Here is a 14958-nt window from a genome sequence, read left to right as displayed (position 1 = left end):
TGTATTGTCTTTTAACCTTTATAAATAGTAATAGGGGGCATTTACATGGGGAAATTTCTGAGATGGCTGGTATTTTTCATTTTTCCATTAGTAGTCATAGGCGGAGCGGCAATTTTAGAAAATTTATCTTCTTCAAAAATGGGGGTCAATCGATACTTATTGTTTAAAAAAACGCATTATGCTACAACGGTCTTTACCCCAGAACGGATTAAACTTTATACCATTTTATTAATAGTTGGATTGATTCTTTGCCTCTTTTTATATTTCAAAATTAAAATGGGTAGTACTAGAAGATTACTGATTTATTTAACTGCTTATCAAGCAATTGGGGTTGTTCTCCTATCACTTCAAAACTTAAGTGCCTATCCAATCTTTGGATTCGGAATTGCGATAATCGTTATCTTACAATACTTTTTAGTTGTTGTTGTATTGGTAAAAAATAAGCCTTGTAAATAGTGAATTGTGTCTAAATTGTTATATCGGTAAAAACGATATATTTCCAATTGTTATATAGATAAAATGATATACAATTCCCCATAATTATTACTTATAATGAAGGAGACCTAGATAACAAGCAAACCTATAATAATAACACGATAGTAGTGTTAATGTAAAATAATTTGTGCTTTTTATCACAAATTATTTTACAAATTGAAATTATATTATTAAATTGATAAACAGAATTGTGTCATCCTTTTTGAGAGCGGCACCGCTTTGTTATGCAGTTTATTGGGTCAAATAAATCAATCGAGGGATCTAATATGAAAATGAAACGTATGTTCAAGCTATTTCTTACAGCGTTACTAGCCATGTTTGTTTTAGCAGCATGCTCCTCAAAAACAGAAACAGCTAAAGAACCAGTGCAAAAGGAAGAAAAAGCTGTCGAAGAAACTTCTAAGTTAAGTAAGGGAAATCCAATTGTAGTTAATGAAGAAGAAAAAACAGTACAGGTTTATGCAACAGTAAACGGTAAATATCTTGTAACGCCAACTCGTCACGGTGCAAACTGGGTTGATGGAAAATATGGAGATCAAGCAGTATTTAAGACATATGCGGATCCACTGCTTTTTAATGAAGCATTAACAAAGTTAGGCGGTACGCCAGCCGTTGAAAAAGGTGGAGATGCTAGTAAGGAATTTAAAGAAACAGCAGAAGGAAAATTTATTAAAGGTGATACAGTAAATGTTAGCATCACATGGGAAGGTGCTGACAAAGACTTTGATATCAATGATGTAATGGTTGATAGTACTGGTAAAAAGCTTGAGTACCATTTCGGCGGCAACTATGATGCAGCTGCAGCAAAGGTTACTGGATGTTTCATGTGTTTTGATAGCTGCCCAGTAGGGATTACAAGCAATGCAAATCAGCCAGTTGGAGCATTTGAAAGCGGTGCAGCGGAATTCCACGGTAATGCAGATGTACTTCCAGAGGACGGAACTGGTGTTATTCTTACTTATAATTTTCAGTAATCGGGTGATATAATGAAAATTTTATTTCAAGCAATCATACATCTCATAGCAGCGCTATTTCTATACCTGATCATGGGTACAGCGGTCACAGCCTTGCTTATTCAAAGTAAGTTTGTCGATATGCGCTTTGATAGCGAAGTGATCATCACAGTTGCTGTACTTGCTGGTTTATGGCATTTCTTTGCGAGAGTATTTATGAATGCGAAGAGCTTATCCTTATGGGAGAAAAAGCTGGTCAGTACGATTGCGGCCATCCTAAGTCTAGCTATTATCCTGATCATCCATGTTCTAAATGGCAGTCTTTCGATCATGCCTGCTTTTATGGTGCGAAAGGGTTTGCTTATTGAAAATGTAGTTTCACTAAGCGGAATGAATATGGTTTTAGTAGTAGGTTTAGTTGTTGGCTTAATTGCCCTGTTTGCAGCGCAAAGAACTCCTTTAACTATTAAAAGTAACCCAAATATGGACTGGAATAGGCTTTCTAAGTCCAGTAGATTTGGAATGATATCATTTTTCGGGCTGCTGGGAGTTTTTCTTGTCCTTTATTTAGGACAAGGTGCAATCCATGATCTTGTTAACAGTTCAGTTGTGTATTTAAAGAATGCAGATGTTGAAGGATTTCGTGATTTCTTACTATCCTTTGGTCCATTAGCAGCCGTTATCTCAGCTCTATTAATGGTGTTCCAATCTGTCATGGCTCCACTTCCGGCATTTGTCATTACCTTTGCAAACGGACTTTTATTTGGTTGGTTTTATGGAGCCATTCTTTCATGGAGCAGTGCCATGCTCGGAGCTGTTATTTGTTTCTATCTGGCGAAGTTCCTAGGACGACCAGTGGTGGAAAAAATCGTTTCGAAAAGGGCTTTGGAGTGGTGGGATCTATTCTTTGAAAAGTACGGGAAACATTCAATATTTTTAGCAAGGATTCTACCGATAGTCTCCTTCGATTTAGTCAGCTACGCGGGCGGTGTGACATCTGTACGCTTTTGGTCTTTTTTCTGGGCTACAGGTCTAGGTCAATTACCGGCTACCATTCTCTATTCGTATTTAGGAGAAAATGCTTCAGGTACAGTGCAAATTTTATTTACTCTGTTTACGGTTGTCATTGCACTAGCAGTACTTGGAGTGATTTTTAAACCAAAGCTAAATTCAATATTGAAGGGGAAAAAAGGGGCTAAGGTCCAATGAGTACTACAACAGAAGAACGAGCTAAATCTCGATTTCAATTAATCTTTAGAATGGCTGTAAGCGCGGGATTAATGATTTGGTTAATGCTGATGATTGAGTGGGATGAAGCCCTTCGTGTTATGAAGGAGGGCTCACCCCTTTTTCTTTGGGCGGCCTTTCTTGCCATTCAAATAACGGTTGCAACAAGTATCTGGAAGTGGAAGATGCTTGTGGACAGCTCAGATACTAGTAAACAAAGCGACTATTCTACAATGACTCAACTAGGTAAGCTTTATTATATCGGCTTATTTTTTAATAATTTTATGCCTGGAAGTGTCGGTGGTGATGTAATTCGTATTTATTACTTGGGTAAAAATACAAGTGCAGCAACAGCAGCTGCATCTGTATTATTTGAACGGATTACAAGTGGCATTGTCCTTGTAGGAATCGTTCTAATCTCAGCTCTGTTCATGGATCAATCAAGACCGTATTTAATCTCATTACTTGTTTTATTGGCTATATCGGCGGCCGTTTATTTATTGATTAAGCTTTTGCTGAAAAAAGATCATTCTAATCCATTTGATAAAACGTCCTCCGGGAAAATAAACGGTTATGTAATGAAAGGAAAGCAAGCGATTAGAAAATTCGGGGAGACAGCAAAAAATTATCAAAATAAAGGCTGGAAATGGTGGAGTATGATTATGCTGCTTTCCCTTCTCTTTCAGGCTGGGATGGCATGGATTAATGATTTATTATTTTTAAGCTTTGGAATCGATGTGCCCTTTCTTCATCTATTAGTCATTATCACCTTAATATCCGTAATCACGATGCTGCCTGTTTCTCTAAATGGCCTTGGTGTTCGTGAAGCGGGGTATATCTTTTTCTTTCAAGGTCTTGGTGTTCCAGATGAAATTGCATTATCTGTTTCATTATTGTTTTTCGTTCTTGTCACAATCTCTAGTTCGATTGGAGGGTTATTCTGGCTTGTAGAAAGGAGGAGAGTCCATCATGAAATTATCGGGCAACAAGCTGATTGAGTCTGTTGTTGGGATGAAAGCACAAAACATGGTCCATTCTATTAAAGGAGAAATTCCTTTTACTCTATATAAAAAACCACTGAAGGATTCTGTCGTTGCTCTCGTAACAACGGCTGGCGTTCATTTGAAAACACAGAATATATTTGATGTGGAGGCGGGAGATGCAACCGTCAGATTTCTTTCTTCTGACTGTAGGGAAGAGGAACTCATGATAAGCCACACACACTATGATCGTTCTGATGCAGATCAGGATATCAATTGTGTTTTTCCAATAACAAGATTAAACGAGTTAGCAGCAGAAGGCCAAATTGGCAAAGCAGCACCAACCCATTACGGATTAATGGGATATATACCAGATACAAAACCGTTAATCGAAGAAACGATTCCCTTGATCATCAAACAGCTGCAGGAGGAAAAGGTAGACGCTGTCATATTAAATCCTGGCTGATATATATGCCATCAATCCGTGGGGTTGATTCAATATGCGATTGAGAAAGCTGGGATTCCATCGATTTCAATTTCGCATTTAGGTCATTTGACGAAGAAGGTTCGAGTTCCAAGGGCCCTACAAACGAAATTCCCGCTTGGTCGAAGTTTTGGAAGAGCGGGTGAAATCACGATGCAAAAGCAAATACTATTAGATTGTATGAACTATTTAATAGAAATAGAGGAGCCCGAAACAATTGTTAAGCTTCCTTATAAATGGAAGGGGCGCGGGTAAGAGTGAAAAAGAATCCGGCGCGAAAAATTCAAAAGGTCATCTGGCATATTAGGTGGATGCTGCTTTGTATAATAATACTATTTAATATGGTTGGATTAATTTGCAGCTTATCGCTGGTTGTAGTATTAGCGACAGACAGTATTAGCTTTTCTATTTATTTTCTGCTGGGTCAACTGGACGGGTATTTTGATTGTAAATCAAACTGCCATACATAATTTGGAGGGAATAGATGTTGAAAAAATTGAAAAAAAGTGGGTTTGCATTATTCATGGTTTTCTTGCTCATAGTAGCTGGATGCTCTGCTAAAGAAGAAAGCAAGGATACAACTGACAAAAAAGGTAAGAGTACAGCTGATGTATCCGTGTTGGATAAGGACTGGAAAGAAATTGTGTCAGATGCAAAAGGTAGTACAGTTAATTTTTATCTTTGGGGCGGTGATGAGGGAATCAATCGCTATATTGACGAGTATATCGCTCCACAATTGAAGAAAGAGTATGATATTACGCTTAAGAGACAGCCGATGGATGCAGTTGAATTCATCAACAAGCTTGTCGTTGAAAAACAGGCAAAAAATAATGAGGGCGTCATGGATGTTCTGTGGATTAACGGTGAAAACTTTAAAACAGCTAAAGAAAAGGATCTGTTACTTGGACCGATTACAAACGTTTTACCTAACTTTCAAGAATATGTGGATGCCGACAGTCCTGATGTACAGTATGATTTTGGTTTTCCAACTGAAGGCTATGAAGCTCCATGGGGGAAAGTGCAATTTGTTTTTACCTATGATTCAAGTAAAATAGAAAATCCTCCAAGATCATTAGCGGAGCTTGAACAATGGGTGAAGGAAAATCCCGGTAAGTTTACGTATCCTGCGCCGCCTGATTTTACGGGAAGTGCGTTTATCCGCCATATGTTAAATGAAACAAGTGACGATTATTCTGCCTACTTAAATGGATTTGATCAGAAGCTCATTGAAAAAGAAGCAAAGGGCGTATGGGCTGCTTTGAACCGGATGAAGCCCTATTTATGGAGAGAAGGTACCTCATATCCACAATCCATTGCCCAGCTTGACCAGCTATACAAAAATGGAGAAGTATGGATGACGATGGGATATGATGAAGCAGGTACTTCAAATTATATAAAGAGTGGAGAGTTTCCTGAAAGCTCAAAAACGTTTGTCCTTGAAAAAGGGACATTAGCAAATACACATTTCTTAGCCATTCCATATAATGCGCCGAACAAGGATGCTGCTATGGTCGTTGTGAATCATTTCTTATCAACTGATGCACAATTGAAGAAGATGGAACTGCAGTATTGGGGAGAAAATACAACACTAACAATTGATCGTTTGCCGGAAGAAGCGAAACAAAGGTTAGAAAAAATAGATAGAGGCCCGGCAACTTTAACACAGGAAGAACTTTCAGAGCACCGGTTACCAGAGTTAAGTGCAGAATATGTTGAATGGCTTGAACGGGGCTGGATTGAGAATGTTGGTAATCTATAAGATGACAAAATCTATTCATAAGCATAAAGGGCTTTTTGGGGTTCTCCCAGCCCTTTTGTTTGTGATTTTCTTTTTTATTGGCGGATTTATTTACTCCTTCAGGATCAGTCTTGGGGAGTATGAGGAGATATACGGGGTAAATGAGATAGGCTGGGCCTATAAAGAGCTATTTGATGGTTCCTTTTTAGCTTCACTTGGCGTAACAGTTGGTATAGCAGGGGCTGTATCGCTTTTGTCAGGCATCATGGGGCTGTTGATTGCACTGCTTTTAGCCACGTATACGTATAACAAAACATGGACACATCTCATTTTTCAGCTTCCATTTGGTGTTCCTCATTTATTGGCGGCTTATATGCTGACACAGGTCTTTATGCAAACAGGCTGGTACTCTCGCATTGCCTATCATTTGGGCTGGATTGATTCGTTCGAAGCCTTTCCGGTATTGATTCATGATCAGTGGGGGATAGGAGTGCTGCTGGCGTATTCCTGGAAGGAGATTCCGTTCATTGTGTTACTGCTTTATCCTTTTGTTACAAAGCTTCTGCATGAGTGGAGGGATACTGTGAACATGCTTGGCGCCAATAATTCACAAATGATTCGTTGGGTTTTAATTCCGATTCTTTTACCTATATGGGTTGGCGGCATGTGGATCGTGTTCTCCTTTGTATTAGGTTCTTATGAAATCCCAGCATTGATGGCTAGAACCTCGTTTGGATTTATTCCTGTGATGGCCTGGCAGGAATACACTCAGTTTGGATTGAGTAGACAACCGTTGGCCATTGCGATGAATATTGTGCTTGCGTTCGTATCATTGCTTATCGGAATTGTTTTATTGGCATGCCAGAAGAAATGGTATGAAAGTGGGAGAAGAGTATGGAAAGGTTAATTCTAGTGAAAAGAATGCTTATCTGGTTTTTCCTTATTGGCATGAGTTTGTTTATTATTCTTCCCCTCATCTCGCTAATCTTATGGAGCTTTACAAAACTTTGGCCGTGGCCTGAATTGCTTCCGAAGGTATGGAGTCTTGACTCATGGAGCTATTTATTTTCTCCGTCAGGCAGAGCCTTTGAGGCACTGACAAATAGTATGGTGATTGCAGGTATCACAGTGTTATTAAACATTCTATTAGGCTTTCCAGCGGCAAAAACATTGAGTCAAAGGCAATTTTCGGGGAAAGGAATGGTCTTTATTCTTCTCCTTTCCCCATTATTCATCCCGTTAACTGTATCTGTGATGGGGTTACACCATCTATCCGTTCAACTTGGCTTTTTACCTGATTATTTCAGTACTGCTTTTGTGCATACATTAGTCACAATGCCTTATTTTATTACTATGCTTTGGTATCAGTTCAATCTTCTTGGTGTAAAAGTGCAGGAGGCAGCTTCTAGTCTTGGTGCCAGTGGATGGAAGATTTTTTTATGGATTGAATTACCGTTATTGACTCCTGCTTTGCTGCTCTCATGCCTGCTGGTGGTAGTCATATCAATGAGTCAATATTTGCCGACGTGGATTATGAGCGGAGGGACATTAATGACGATGCCATTAATTATTTTCCCATTTGCCAGCAGCGGGAATGCATCGATTGTGGCAGTTTATTCGATATGGTTTTTTGTTCCGGTCATCCTGTTAGTCTTGATTTATTATGTTCTATTGAAATGGTGTAATAAGAAGGTCTTTGGATTAAGGGGGTGAAGGAAATGCTAAAAATAAAGGATGCTGGAATTCGCTATGGGAATCAACAAATTCTCGATGCTATTTCACTTGAAATAGGTGAAGCGGAAATCTATGTGTTAATGGGGCCGTCAGGAAGTGGGAAAACAACCCTATTAAGAGGAATCGCCGGTCTCACTCCCCTTTCAGAAGGAACTATATCCTGGAGGGAGGATAGAAAAGGCCAAACGGGTCTTGTTTTTCAGGAGCCGAGGTTATTCCCACATATGACGGTACTAGAAAATTTAGCATTCGGCTTACGGGCCCGTGGGATTCCTGCCAAGAAACGGTACCAACAGGTGAAGCAGTATTTAAGTATTTTACAACTAGAAGGGTTGGAAGACCGTTTCCCGCACCAACTCTCTGGTGGACAGCAACAGCGTGTGTCTCTCGGCAGAGTTCTTGTGCTAGAACCGGATTTACTTTTATTGGACGAGCCGTTTGCCTCCCTTGATGCCCCTTTGCGAATACAATTGACTGAGTGGCTGTATAGTCTCCAGAGACAGCAGGGATTTTCTATTCTATGGATTACCCATTACATGGATGAAGCTTTTTCCGTTGCTGACCGAGTGGGATTATTAATGCAGGGCAGGATTATTCAGGAAGGGAAGCCGCTTGATTTTTACCAAAAACCAATAAGTGAAGAAGCAGCGGCATTTTTTTCATTAAAGAATCGTTTTTCACGTGAGCAATGGGAAAAGTGGGTAGGGAAGCTGCCTAAAGAGCAGGATGTTCACGAAATGGGCTGGCTTCCTGCTGAATCTGTGAAGTTGTCAATTGAGGGTTCAAATATAGAAAATGAGGACGGTTATCGTTTATTAGATGGAAGAGTGATAAGGGTAAAATATGAACCGAGAATGCAAACAATTCTAGTAGAGGTACAGAGCGGTGAGATAGAGGTACAGCTTCCTGTTTGGGGAACTGCCCCGACTGTGGATACAAGGGTTAAGGTTGGAATTCCGGTAGGAAAAATAGTTTGGTATCCTAAGGGGAACTGACTGGAAGCTTTAGTGCAAAAGATAGAACTAGATTGCTGAGAGGAAGATGGATGTGCTCGATACACATGGACGTACGTATGTACAACCTATAATAGAACGAACGGCGAAAGGGCTGCTGGGTCTTGGTTCAACACCAAATCAAATTACGGTGACGGCCTTTATTGTGGGTGTTGCGGCAAGTGTTGTTACCTATTATGATCAACCTTATTTAGGTGTCGCAATTCTTTGGCTTTCAGGCTTTCTAGATGCAGTTGACGGAAGTATGGCAAGGTTAAGTCATTCATCCTCAAGCTGGGGAACGGTGCTGGATGTGACCTTCGATCGGATTGTAGAGGTGGGGATTATAATTGCTCTATCTCTTCGCCACCCCGAACCGAATATATTATTTTTACTCATGCTGCTGGCGATTTCAATTATCATAACGATGACCATCTTTCTAACAGTCGGTGCCGTGTCAGATAAGCAAAGTGAAAAATCCTTTTATTATCAGCCAGGCCTTGCCGAACGAACGGAAGGATTCATTCTATTCTCTCTAATGGTACTACTGCAATCCCATCTTGCCATCGTTACCATTCTCTTCATTGCTGTTGAACTATTCACAGGAATGCAAAGACTGCTTGAGGCTAGGCGAATTTTAAAGGAATAGAAGAAGGGGACCACTTTCTTCCTAAGAGTAAAAATTCATTCAATCAAACATTTGTTTAAGAAAAGCAGCAGGGCTCCCTGCTGCTTTTAAAATTGCTCAAACCGTTTGAAATTCAGCGCAGCGACAGCAATAAGAAGCAATGAAAGGCCAAGCGTTGTCCAAATAACAAGCCAGCCGTTTTCCAATAGCCCACCTTCTAGGAGAACTGCAGATGCATGTGACCGCAAGTTAGCCGGGCTCCACTTTGTGTATTTCGTAAACAGGCTGGATGCTAGTGAAAGACCGCCTAGGATGAGAATACTTACACCTGCAATTCCGCCTGCAGACTTAAGTAAGGTACCAAGCAGAATCGTGACGGATATGATAAAGACAATCCATAAACTGTAGATGACTAAGCTGGTAAGCATCGTGTCCCATTTAACGGGGTTGAATAGTAAATTTGTATAATACCAGGTCAAACCGTAGCTGAGGAAAAGTGACACAATGGAAATGAGTATTTGTGAGAACCATTTACTTGTAATATATTGAAATGGACTCACAGGGCGGACCATCACAAGTGTTAAGGAACCGTTTTGTCGTTCATTAGCGATAACACCCATTGCTGCAAGGACAAATAGGAGCGTTCCTATTGATCCGAACTGGCTGAGCGTCGATGATAAGACTTCTTCTCCTGTTGGTGTCGGAATTTCAATGACTGTTCCTTCAGGCATATTACCGGCGCTTTCGAGGATTTGCGGCATATAGTAGTTTGCCAGCGGCTGTGAGATGCCAATGATGATGAAAGCGATCGGCAGCCAAATCCATTTACCGTTTCGCAGGCTTTCCACTAGTTCTTTATAGAATAAGGTCATTAAAGTTTTCATTGGTTCATCACCTTCATATAGGCATCCTCCAGGGAATCTTGAAGCTGTTCAAAGTTTAGAAGGGTTAGATTCTTTTCTAGGATTACTTTTAGTAAAAGATCGGTATTGACTGACCTATTAATAAAATAGAGAACGGCTGTTTTAGCATCCTCATATTCGATATGCTCTAAGCCTGGAATATCGTTAAAGCAATGCTCTATCCTTTGTGCTGTCTTTATTCTAATGGCTGGAGATGTATGATTTTCCTTTAAAGAGAGCAGGCTGCCATTCCACTTGATGATTCCTTCCTTTAACATCATGACTGAATCACAGACCTGTTCCGCATCGTGTAAGACATGGGTGGAGAAAAGGATCGTCATGTGGTCCTTCAGACGTAGTAATAGCTGCAGCACATCCCGTCTCCCGTTCGGATCAAGAGCAGAGACCGGTTCATCGAGAATTAAAAGCTCGGGCTCATGTAAAAGGGCCTGCGCTAAACCAAGTCTTTGCTTCATACCGCCGGAAAAACCCCCAATCCGTTTATTTTTCACATCTAAAAGACCAACAAATTCAAGGGTTTCACTGATCTTAGAGGTAAGCTTTGATTTCGGCATCTGTGACAGCTTTCCAGCAAGAAGTAGGAATTCCTTGGCAGTCATCCAGGAAAAGAAGGCAGGATGCTGTGGTAAAAAGCCAATGAGATAACGATAATCCTTCTTCTGCTCTCCAGGAAACTGAATGGTGCCGGAAGTCGGTGTCAGGAGTCCGGCAAGCATTTTTAGTGTTGTTGTTTTGCCAGCACCATTTGGTCCAATTAATGCAACACAGGTACCTTCTTCAATGTCAAAGGAAAGATTCTTTACCGCTTGATGATGTTTAAAGCTTTTGGATAGATCGCGAACCTCGAGCAGCATATTTCCACCCCCTACTGATTTTTTCTTCCAATTACAAAATAGAGAATCGGCCCAATCATATTGACGAACAGGATAATCAAAATCCATAACCATTTTGGACCGTTTGTTTCCTCATGTCTCAAACAGCTCACCAACGCAGAAACCATCAAAATAATCTGAAGCACCAAAATAGGCGCCACCAGTGCCCAATTGATCTCCATGGCTCAAACAACTCCTTTTTCGGAAGCGGGGGGACGGTTCTCTTGCTTCCTCCGCAACGGCATGATTTAGTTGTATCTAATTAAATTATATATGATAGCAGAAGGGTAGAATGTGAAAACTCTGAAAACTAGTTTGAGCAGAGGATATGATGGGGTGAATTGACTTAATTAAAAACTGGAGTTTTACGGAGAATATTATAGAAAAGGAAGCAGAAGATAGGTGGGTTAATATGACACTGTGTCACAAAAAAGTTGACAAGTGACACGGCGTCATATTAATATAAGAACATGAAAGTGACAAGGTGTCATTTACTCGTAATGACTTGGAGGTAGAGTCGTGCCGAAACCAACGTTTTTTAATCTAGCAGAGTCGAAAAGAAAAACATTAATCGAAGCAGCAGAAAAGGAATTTTCCAAATCCCCTCTATATGAAGCATCCATTGCCAATATTGTAAAAATGGCTTGTATTCCACGGGGGAGCTTTTATCAATATTTTGAAGATAAAGAAGATCTCTATTTCTATTTGTTGGACGAGAAATTGAAGGAAAACAAAGTGCACTTGATTACCTTATTGAGAGAACATAACGGGGATATTATCGAGACGATAATGGAATTGTACCATCGTTTTCTTGTCATGATTCCTGATGAGGAGGAAAGGGATTTTTTAAAGAATGCCATGCTGTATGCGACACACAAGGTTGAAAACTCCTTTGCCAATATGTTTCATGCGTCACATGATAACGATTATTTCAAAGAAATATTAGAGGTAGTTGACCTGAAGCGGTTAAATATTAAGGAAGAGAAAGAATTGACCCATATTTTACAAATCATTTCGGCAGTCGCCTTTCACAATTTCATTGAGAAGCTCTCGAAGGAGCTGTCTGATGAAGAGGCGATGAAACAATTTACAATGCGGATGGATTTAATCAAGCATGGAATTTATAAATCAAAATAAACCTTGCCGTCATACATATGCGGAAGCAAACTAAGAAATGTTAATTAGAAGGAGAATGGCAAATGACTGTGAAACTTTATGGATTAGATTGTAGTTCGACAAAGAAAACAAGACAGTGGTTCGAAAAGAATGGAATCCCATATGAGGAACGTAATATGTTAAAGGAACCGCTGACAGTAAGTGAACTTCAAGGTATTCTGCGCCTGTCAATGGACGGTACAGAAGGAATTATTGCTACAAGGTCAAAGGCATATAAGGATTTAAAATTAGATTTAGAGGACCTTTCATTACAGGAACTGCTTGAATTCATTCATGAGCATCCAAGAATGCTTAGAAGTCCCATTATTTTCGATGAAAAGAGACTTCTGGCTGGCTTTCATAAGGATGAGATTCGTCAGTTTCTTCCGAGACAAACGCGGAAAAAACAGTGGTTAAATTGGCGAATGAATAATCTCAACTTGGCATAAGTCAAGCCCAATAGGAAAAATCAATTAGTGATTTACAGCTCTTAGACAAGGCTATCAAGAATGCGGAGGAAGCGATATGAAGGAAGTTAAATCACCCAAAAAGCCGATTGTCTTTTACTATGCAATAACCATTATTGTCATCTTGCTATTAAATTCATTTATTTTCCCCGCTATCTTTGGTCAATCGGTTAAAGAAGTCGATTATGGATCTTTTTTAGATATGGTTGAGAACGGGAAAGTAAAAGAGGTTGAAATTGAAAACAATTATATTGTCTTTAAATCAAATGAAGGCGAGGAAGGTCAGCTTTATAAGACAGGGACGATTGAAGACCCTAAGCTAGTCGATCGCTTATATAAGGCGGATGTTGAATTTACAAGGGTTATACCAAGGGAGACTTCTCCTATCCTAAGCTTTATTTTGTCATGGGTTCTACCGCTGCTAATTTTTATTGCCATTGGACAATGGCTCTTTAAGAGAATGCAGAGTAAGCTTGGAGGAGGAAACGCTCTTTCCTTTGGAAAAAGTAATGCTAAAGTTTTTGTGGAAGCACAGACAGGCATTACTTTTGAGGATGTAGCGGGACAGGATGAAGCAAAAGAAGCGTTACAGGAAATTGTCGATTATCTCCACAATCCGAATAAATATCGCGACATTGGAGCGAACATTCCAAAAGGTGCGTTGCTAGTTGGTCCTCCAGGAACCGGTAAAACGTTATTGGCAAAGGCAGTAGCAGGTGAATCAAAAGTACCCTTCTTCTCAATCTCGGGGTCTGAGTTTGTTGAAATGTTTGTCGGGATGGGTGCAGCCAGGGTAAGGGACTTATTCAAACAAGCACAGGAAAAAGCGCCATGTATTGTTTTTATCGATGAAATTGATGCAATTGGAAAAAGCAGAAATTCCGGACCAATGGGTGGGAATGATGAAAGAGAACAAACATTAAATCAGCTTTTAACGGAAATGGATGGCTTTGATGCTGATAAAGGGGTTGTTATTTTAGCAGCGAGTAATAGACCGGAAACACTTGATAAAGCCTTGTTACGGCCAGGACGATTCGATCGCAGAGTCCCTGTTGAATTACCGGACTTAAAGGGCCGTGAAGCCATTCTTAGTGTGCACGCAAAGGATGTAAAGCTTGAGGATGGTATTGATTTTAATGTTATCGCAAGGGCCACTTCAGGCGCTTCTGGTGCGGATTTAGCCAATATTATTAATGAGGCTGCCTTAAGGGCCGTAAGAATGGGAAGAAATCTTGTTTCTCAAAGCGATTTAGAGGAATCGGTTGAGGTGGTTATTGCCGGGTATCAAAGAAAGAATGCGGTTATTTCGATGAAGGATAAATTAACGATTGCCTATCACGAAATTGGACATGCCCTAGTGGCTGCCAAGCAAAACCATTCGGCTCCTGTTCATAAAATTACAATTATCCCTAGAACCTCTGGTGCGCTAGGCTATACGATGCAGGTCGATGAGGCTGAGCAGATTCTGATGTCAAAGGAACAGGCATTAGATAAAATCACAACGTACATGGGCGGCCGTGCTGCTGAAGAAGTGATTTTCCAAACGATAACGTCTGGAGCGTCTAATGATATTGAACAGGCCACCAAAATTGCAAGAGCTATGGTAACAAGATTCGGGATGTCAGAGGAATTTGATATGATGGCGTTAGAGACGGTCAATAATCAATACTTAGGCGGAGATACATCGCTTATCGTCTCAGGCGAAACGGCCTCAAGAATCGATGATGTAGTCTTAACTATCATTAAAAGCTGTCATCAAAGGGCCATTCAAATTCTAGAAGAAAATAAAGCTCAATTACACGAATTAACGAAGTATTTAGTTGAAAAAGAAACCATTACCGGTGAAGAATTCATGAATATCTTAAATGCGGAGTAGGAAGCATGGCACGATAGTGTGCTCTCTATGAAATGGATATGGGCGGGTTGTTAAGAAAAAAGGTGTTGTCATCTAAAGGTATAAAACAGTAAATCGCAATGCGAATAGGGTGCGAAATCACAGTGATTTCGCACCCTATTCGCATTGGATTTTCAACAAATCACATGGGAAAATATCGGCAATTAAAAACTTGCGAATAGGCATTATCCATTCGTGTATTTCTTTGCTAGATGATAGGCTAAAAAACATGTTCATATATCGATAAAATAAAGGAATTGTTAAATAACGAATTGAATCTTCGGACAGAAGAAAGCAAAATATGCATTTTAAAAAACAAGATTTGACAGAAGAAGAGCGATCATGAGACAGAGTTGTATTATAGAAAGCAAGATGTGTCAGAAGAAGAGCAATCATGAGACAGAGTTGCAGTATAG

17 protein-coding genes are annotated in these 14958 nt (G+C 40.0%); 14 read left to right on the top strand and 3 right to left on the bottom strand.

The genetic code is table 11. The annotated features are described in order from the left end of the window. The first annotated feature begins 45 nt into the window (after positions 1–45). From ACHUFV_RS18870 to ACHUFV_RS18820, 11 genes are all read left to right on the top strand, one after another. On the top strand, positions 46–456 hold the full coding sequence (locus ACHUFV_RS18870; RefSeq protein ID WP_394236867.1) for a hypothetical protein: 411 nt from the start codon (positions 46–48) through the stop codon (positions 454–456). Positions 457–761: 305 nt separating this feature from the next. After that, entirely contained in the window at positions 762–1469 is a 708-nt protein-coding gene (locus ACHUFV_RS18865; RefSeq protein WP_394236865.1) for a YdjY domain-containing protein, read from the top strand. Positions 1470–1541: 72 nt separating this feature from the next. After that, positions 1542–2657, top strand: a complete 1116-nt coding sequence (locus tag ACHUFV_RS18860) for a TVP38/TMEM64 family protein (RefSeq protein WP_394236864.1) — start codon at positions 1542–1544, stop codon at positions 2655–2657. Next, entirely contained in the window at positions 2654–3673 is a 1020-nt protein-coding gene (locus tag ACHUFV_RS18855) for a lysylphosphatidylglycerol synthase transmembrane domain-containing protein (RefSeq protein WP_394236862.1), read from the top strand. The genes ACHUFV_RS18860 and ACHUFV_RS18855 overlap by 4 nt, the downstream gene beginning before the upstream one ends. Continuing rightward, on the top strand, positions 3645–4394 hold the full coding sequence (locus ACHUFV_RS18850) for a glycine/sarcosine/betaine reductase selenoprotein B family protein (RefSeq protein ID WP_394236861.1): 750 nt from the start codon (positions 3645–3647) through the stop codon (positions 4392–4394). The genes ACHUFV_RS18855 and ACHUFV_RS18850 overlap by 29 nt, the downstream gene beginning before the upstream one ends. A 2-nt stretch (positions 4395–4396) precedes the next feature. Beyond that, on the top strand, positions 4397–4609 hold the full coding sequence (locus tag ACHUFV_RS18845) for a hypothetical protein (protein ID WP_394236859.1): 213 nt from the start codon (positions 4397–4399) through the stop codon (positions 4607–4609). 17 nt (positions 4610–4626) lie between these two features. After that, a complete protein-coding gene (locus ACHUFV_RS18840) occupies positions 4627–5898 on the top strand; it encodes an ABC transporter substrate-binding protein (RefSeq protein ID WP_394236857.1) in 1272 nt (423 codons plus the stop codon). A gap of 1 nt (position 5899) precedes the next feature. Continuing rightward, a complete protein-coding gene (locus tag ACHUFV_RS18835; RefSeq protein ID WP_394236855.1) occupies positions 5900–6784 on the top strand; it encodes an ABC transporter permease in 885 nt (294 codons plus the stop codon). Continuing rightward, the gene (locus ACHUFV_RS18830) at positions 6772–7590 is read left to right on the top strand and encodes an ABC transporter permease (protein WP_394236853.1); all 819 of its coding nucleotides are present in this window, start codon (positions 6772–6774) and stop codon (positions 7588–7590) included. The genes ACHUFV_RS18835 and ACHUFV_RS18830 overlap by 13 nt, the downstream gene beginning before the upstream one ends. Positions 7591–7595: 5 nt before the next feature. After that, positions 7596–8606, top strand: a complete 1011-nt coding sequence (locus ACHUFV_RS18825; protein WP_394236851.1) for an ABC transporter ATP-binding protein — start codon at positions 7596–7598, stop codon at positions 8604–8606. 52 nt (positions 8607–8658) lie between these two features. Continuing rightward, positions 8659–9252 (top strand): CDP-alcohol phosphatidyltransferase family protein, encoded by a 594-nt coding sequence (locus tag ACHUFV_RS18820; protein WP_394236917.1) that lies wholly within the window; start codon positions 8659–8661, stop codon positions 9250–9252. A gap of 86 nt (positions 9253–9338) precedes the next feature. On the opposite strand, the gene ACHUFV_RS18815 is transcribed toward ACHUFV_RS18820, so the two are convergent. From ACHUFV_RS18815 to ACHUFV_RS18805, 3 genes are read right to left on the bottom strand one after another with little or no spacing between them, the layout of a single operon-like run. Next, positions 9339–10115: an ABC transporter permease gene (locus ACHUFV_RS18815; protein WP_394236849.1), complete on the bottom strand. Its 777-nt coding sequence runs from the start codon at positions 10113–10115 to the stop codon at positions 9339–9341. Beyond that, positions 10112–11005, bottom strand: coding sequence for an ABC transporter ATP-binding protein (locus ACHUFV_RS18810; RefSeq protein ID WP_394236915.1), 894 nt, complete (start codon positions 11003–11005; stop codon positions 10112–10114). Before ACHUFV_RS18810 ends, ACHUFV_RS18815 begins: the two co-directional genes overlap by 4 nt. 14 nt (positions 11006–11019) lie before the next feature. Beyond that, positions 11020–11208: a PLD nuclease N-terminal domain-containing protein gene (locus tag ACHUFV_RS18805; protein ID WP_394236847.1), complete on the bottom strand. Its 189-nt coding sequence runs from the start codon at positions 11206–11208 to the stop codon at positions 11020–11022. Positions 11209–11545: 337 nt separating this feature from the next. On the opposite strand from ACHUFV_RS18805, the gene ACHUFV_RS18800 reads away from it, so the two are divergent. From ACHUFV_RS18800 to ftsH, 3 genes are all read left to right on the top strand, one after another. Next, the gene (locus ACHUFV_RS18800; RefSeq protein WP_394236845.1) at positions 11546–12163 is read left to right on the top strand and encodes a TetR/AcrR family transcriptional regulator; all 618 of its coding nucleotides are present in this window, start codon (positions 11546–11548) and stop codon (positions 12161–12163) included. A gap of 62 nt (positions 12164–12225) precedes the next feature. After that, on the top strand, positions 12226–12630 hold the full coding sequence (locus tag ACHUFV_RS18795; RefSeq protein ID WP_394236843.1) for a Spx/MgsR family RNA polymerase-binding regulatory protein: 405 nt from the start codon (positions 12226–12228) through the stop codon (positions 12628–12630). Between the two features lie 76 nt (positions 12631–12706). Then, positions 12707–14524 (top strand): ATP-dependent zinc metalloprotease FtsH, encoded by a 1818-nt coding sequence (gene ftsH / locus ACHUFV_RS18790; RefSeq protein WP_394236842.1) that lies wholly within the window; start codon positions 12707–12709, stop codon positions 14522–14524. The last annotated feature ends 434 nt before the right edge of the window (positions 14525–14958 follow it).

The sequence above is a fragment of the Niallia oryzisoli genome, assembly GCF_043641075.1.
Classification (GTDB): Bacteria; Bacillota; Bacilli; order Bacillales; family Cytobacillaceae; genus Bacillus_BD; species Bacillus_BD oryzisoli_A.
The sequence above is the reverse complement of the archived record's forward strand: the minus strand, read 5'-3'. Positions and strand labels throughout refer to the sequence as shown.

Coding starts and splice junctions, on each gene's coding strand:
- ACHUFV_RS18825 (WP_394236851.1), top strand. CDS start 7,596: ATGCTAAAAATAAAGGATGCTGGAATTCGCTATGGGAATCAACAAATT.
- ACHUFV_RS18860 (WP_394236864.1), top strand. CDS start 1,542: ATGGGTACAGCGGTCACAGCCTTGCTTATTCAAAGTAAGTTTGTCGAT.
- ACHUFV_RS18855 (WP_394236862.1), top strand. CDS start 2,654: ATGAGTACTACAACAGAAGAACGAGCTAAATCTCGATTTCAATTAATC.
- ftsH (WP_394236842.1), top strand. CDS start 12,707: ATGAAGGAAGTTAAATCACCCAAAAAGCCGATTGTCTTTTACTATGCA.
- ACHUFV_RS18805 (WP_394236847.1), bottom strand. CDS start 11,208: ATGGAGATCAATTGGGCACTGGTGGCGCCTATTTTGGTGCTTCAGATT.
- ACHUFV_RS18795 (WP_394236843.1), top strand. CDS start 12,226: ATGACTGTGAAACTTTATGGATTAGATTGTAGTTCGACAAAGAAAACA.
- ACHUFV_RS18835 (WP_394236855.1), top strand. CDS start 5,900: ATGACAAAATCTATTCATAAGCATAAAGGGCTTTTTGGGGTTCTCCCA.
- ACHUFV_RS18830 (WP_394236853.1), top strand. CDS start 6,772: ATGGAAAGGTTAATTCTAGTGAAAAGAATGCTTATCTGGTTTTTCCTT.
- ACHUFV_RS18870 (WP_394236867.1), top strand. CDS start 46: ATGGGGAAATTTCTGAGATGGCTGGTATTTTTCATTTTTCCATTAGTA.
- ACHUFV_RS18815 (WP_394236849.1), bottom strand. CDS start 10,115: ATGAAAACTTTAATGACCTTATTCTATAAAGAACTAGTGGAAAGCCTG.
- ACHUFV_RS18865 (WP_394236865.1), top strand. CDS start 762: ATGAAAATGAAACGTATGTTCAAGCTATTTCTTACAGCGTTACTAGCC.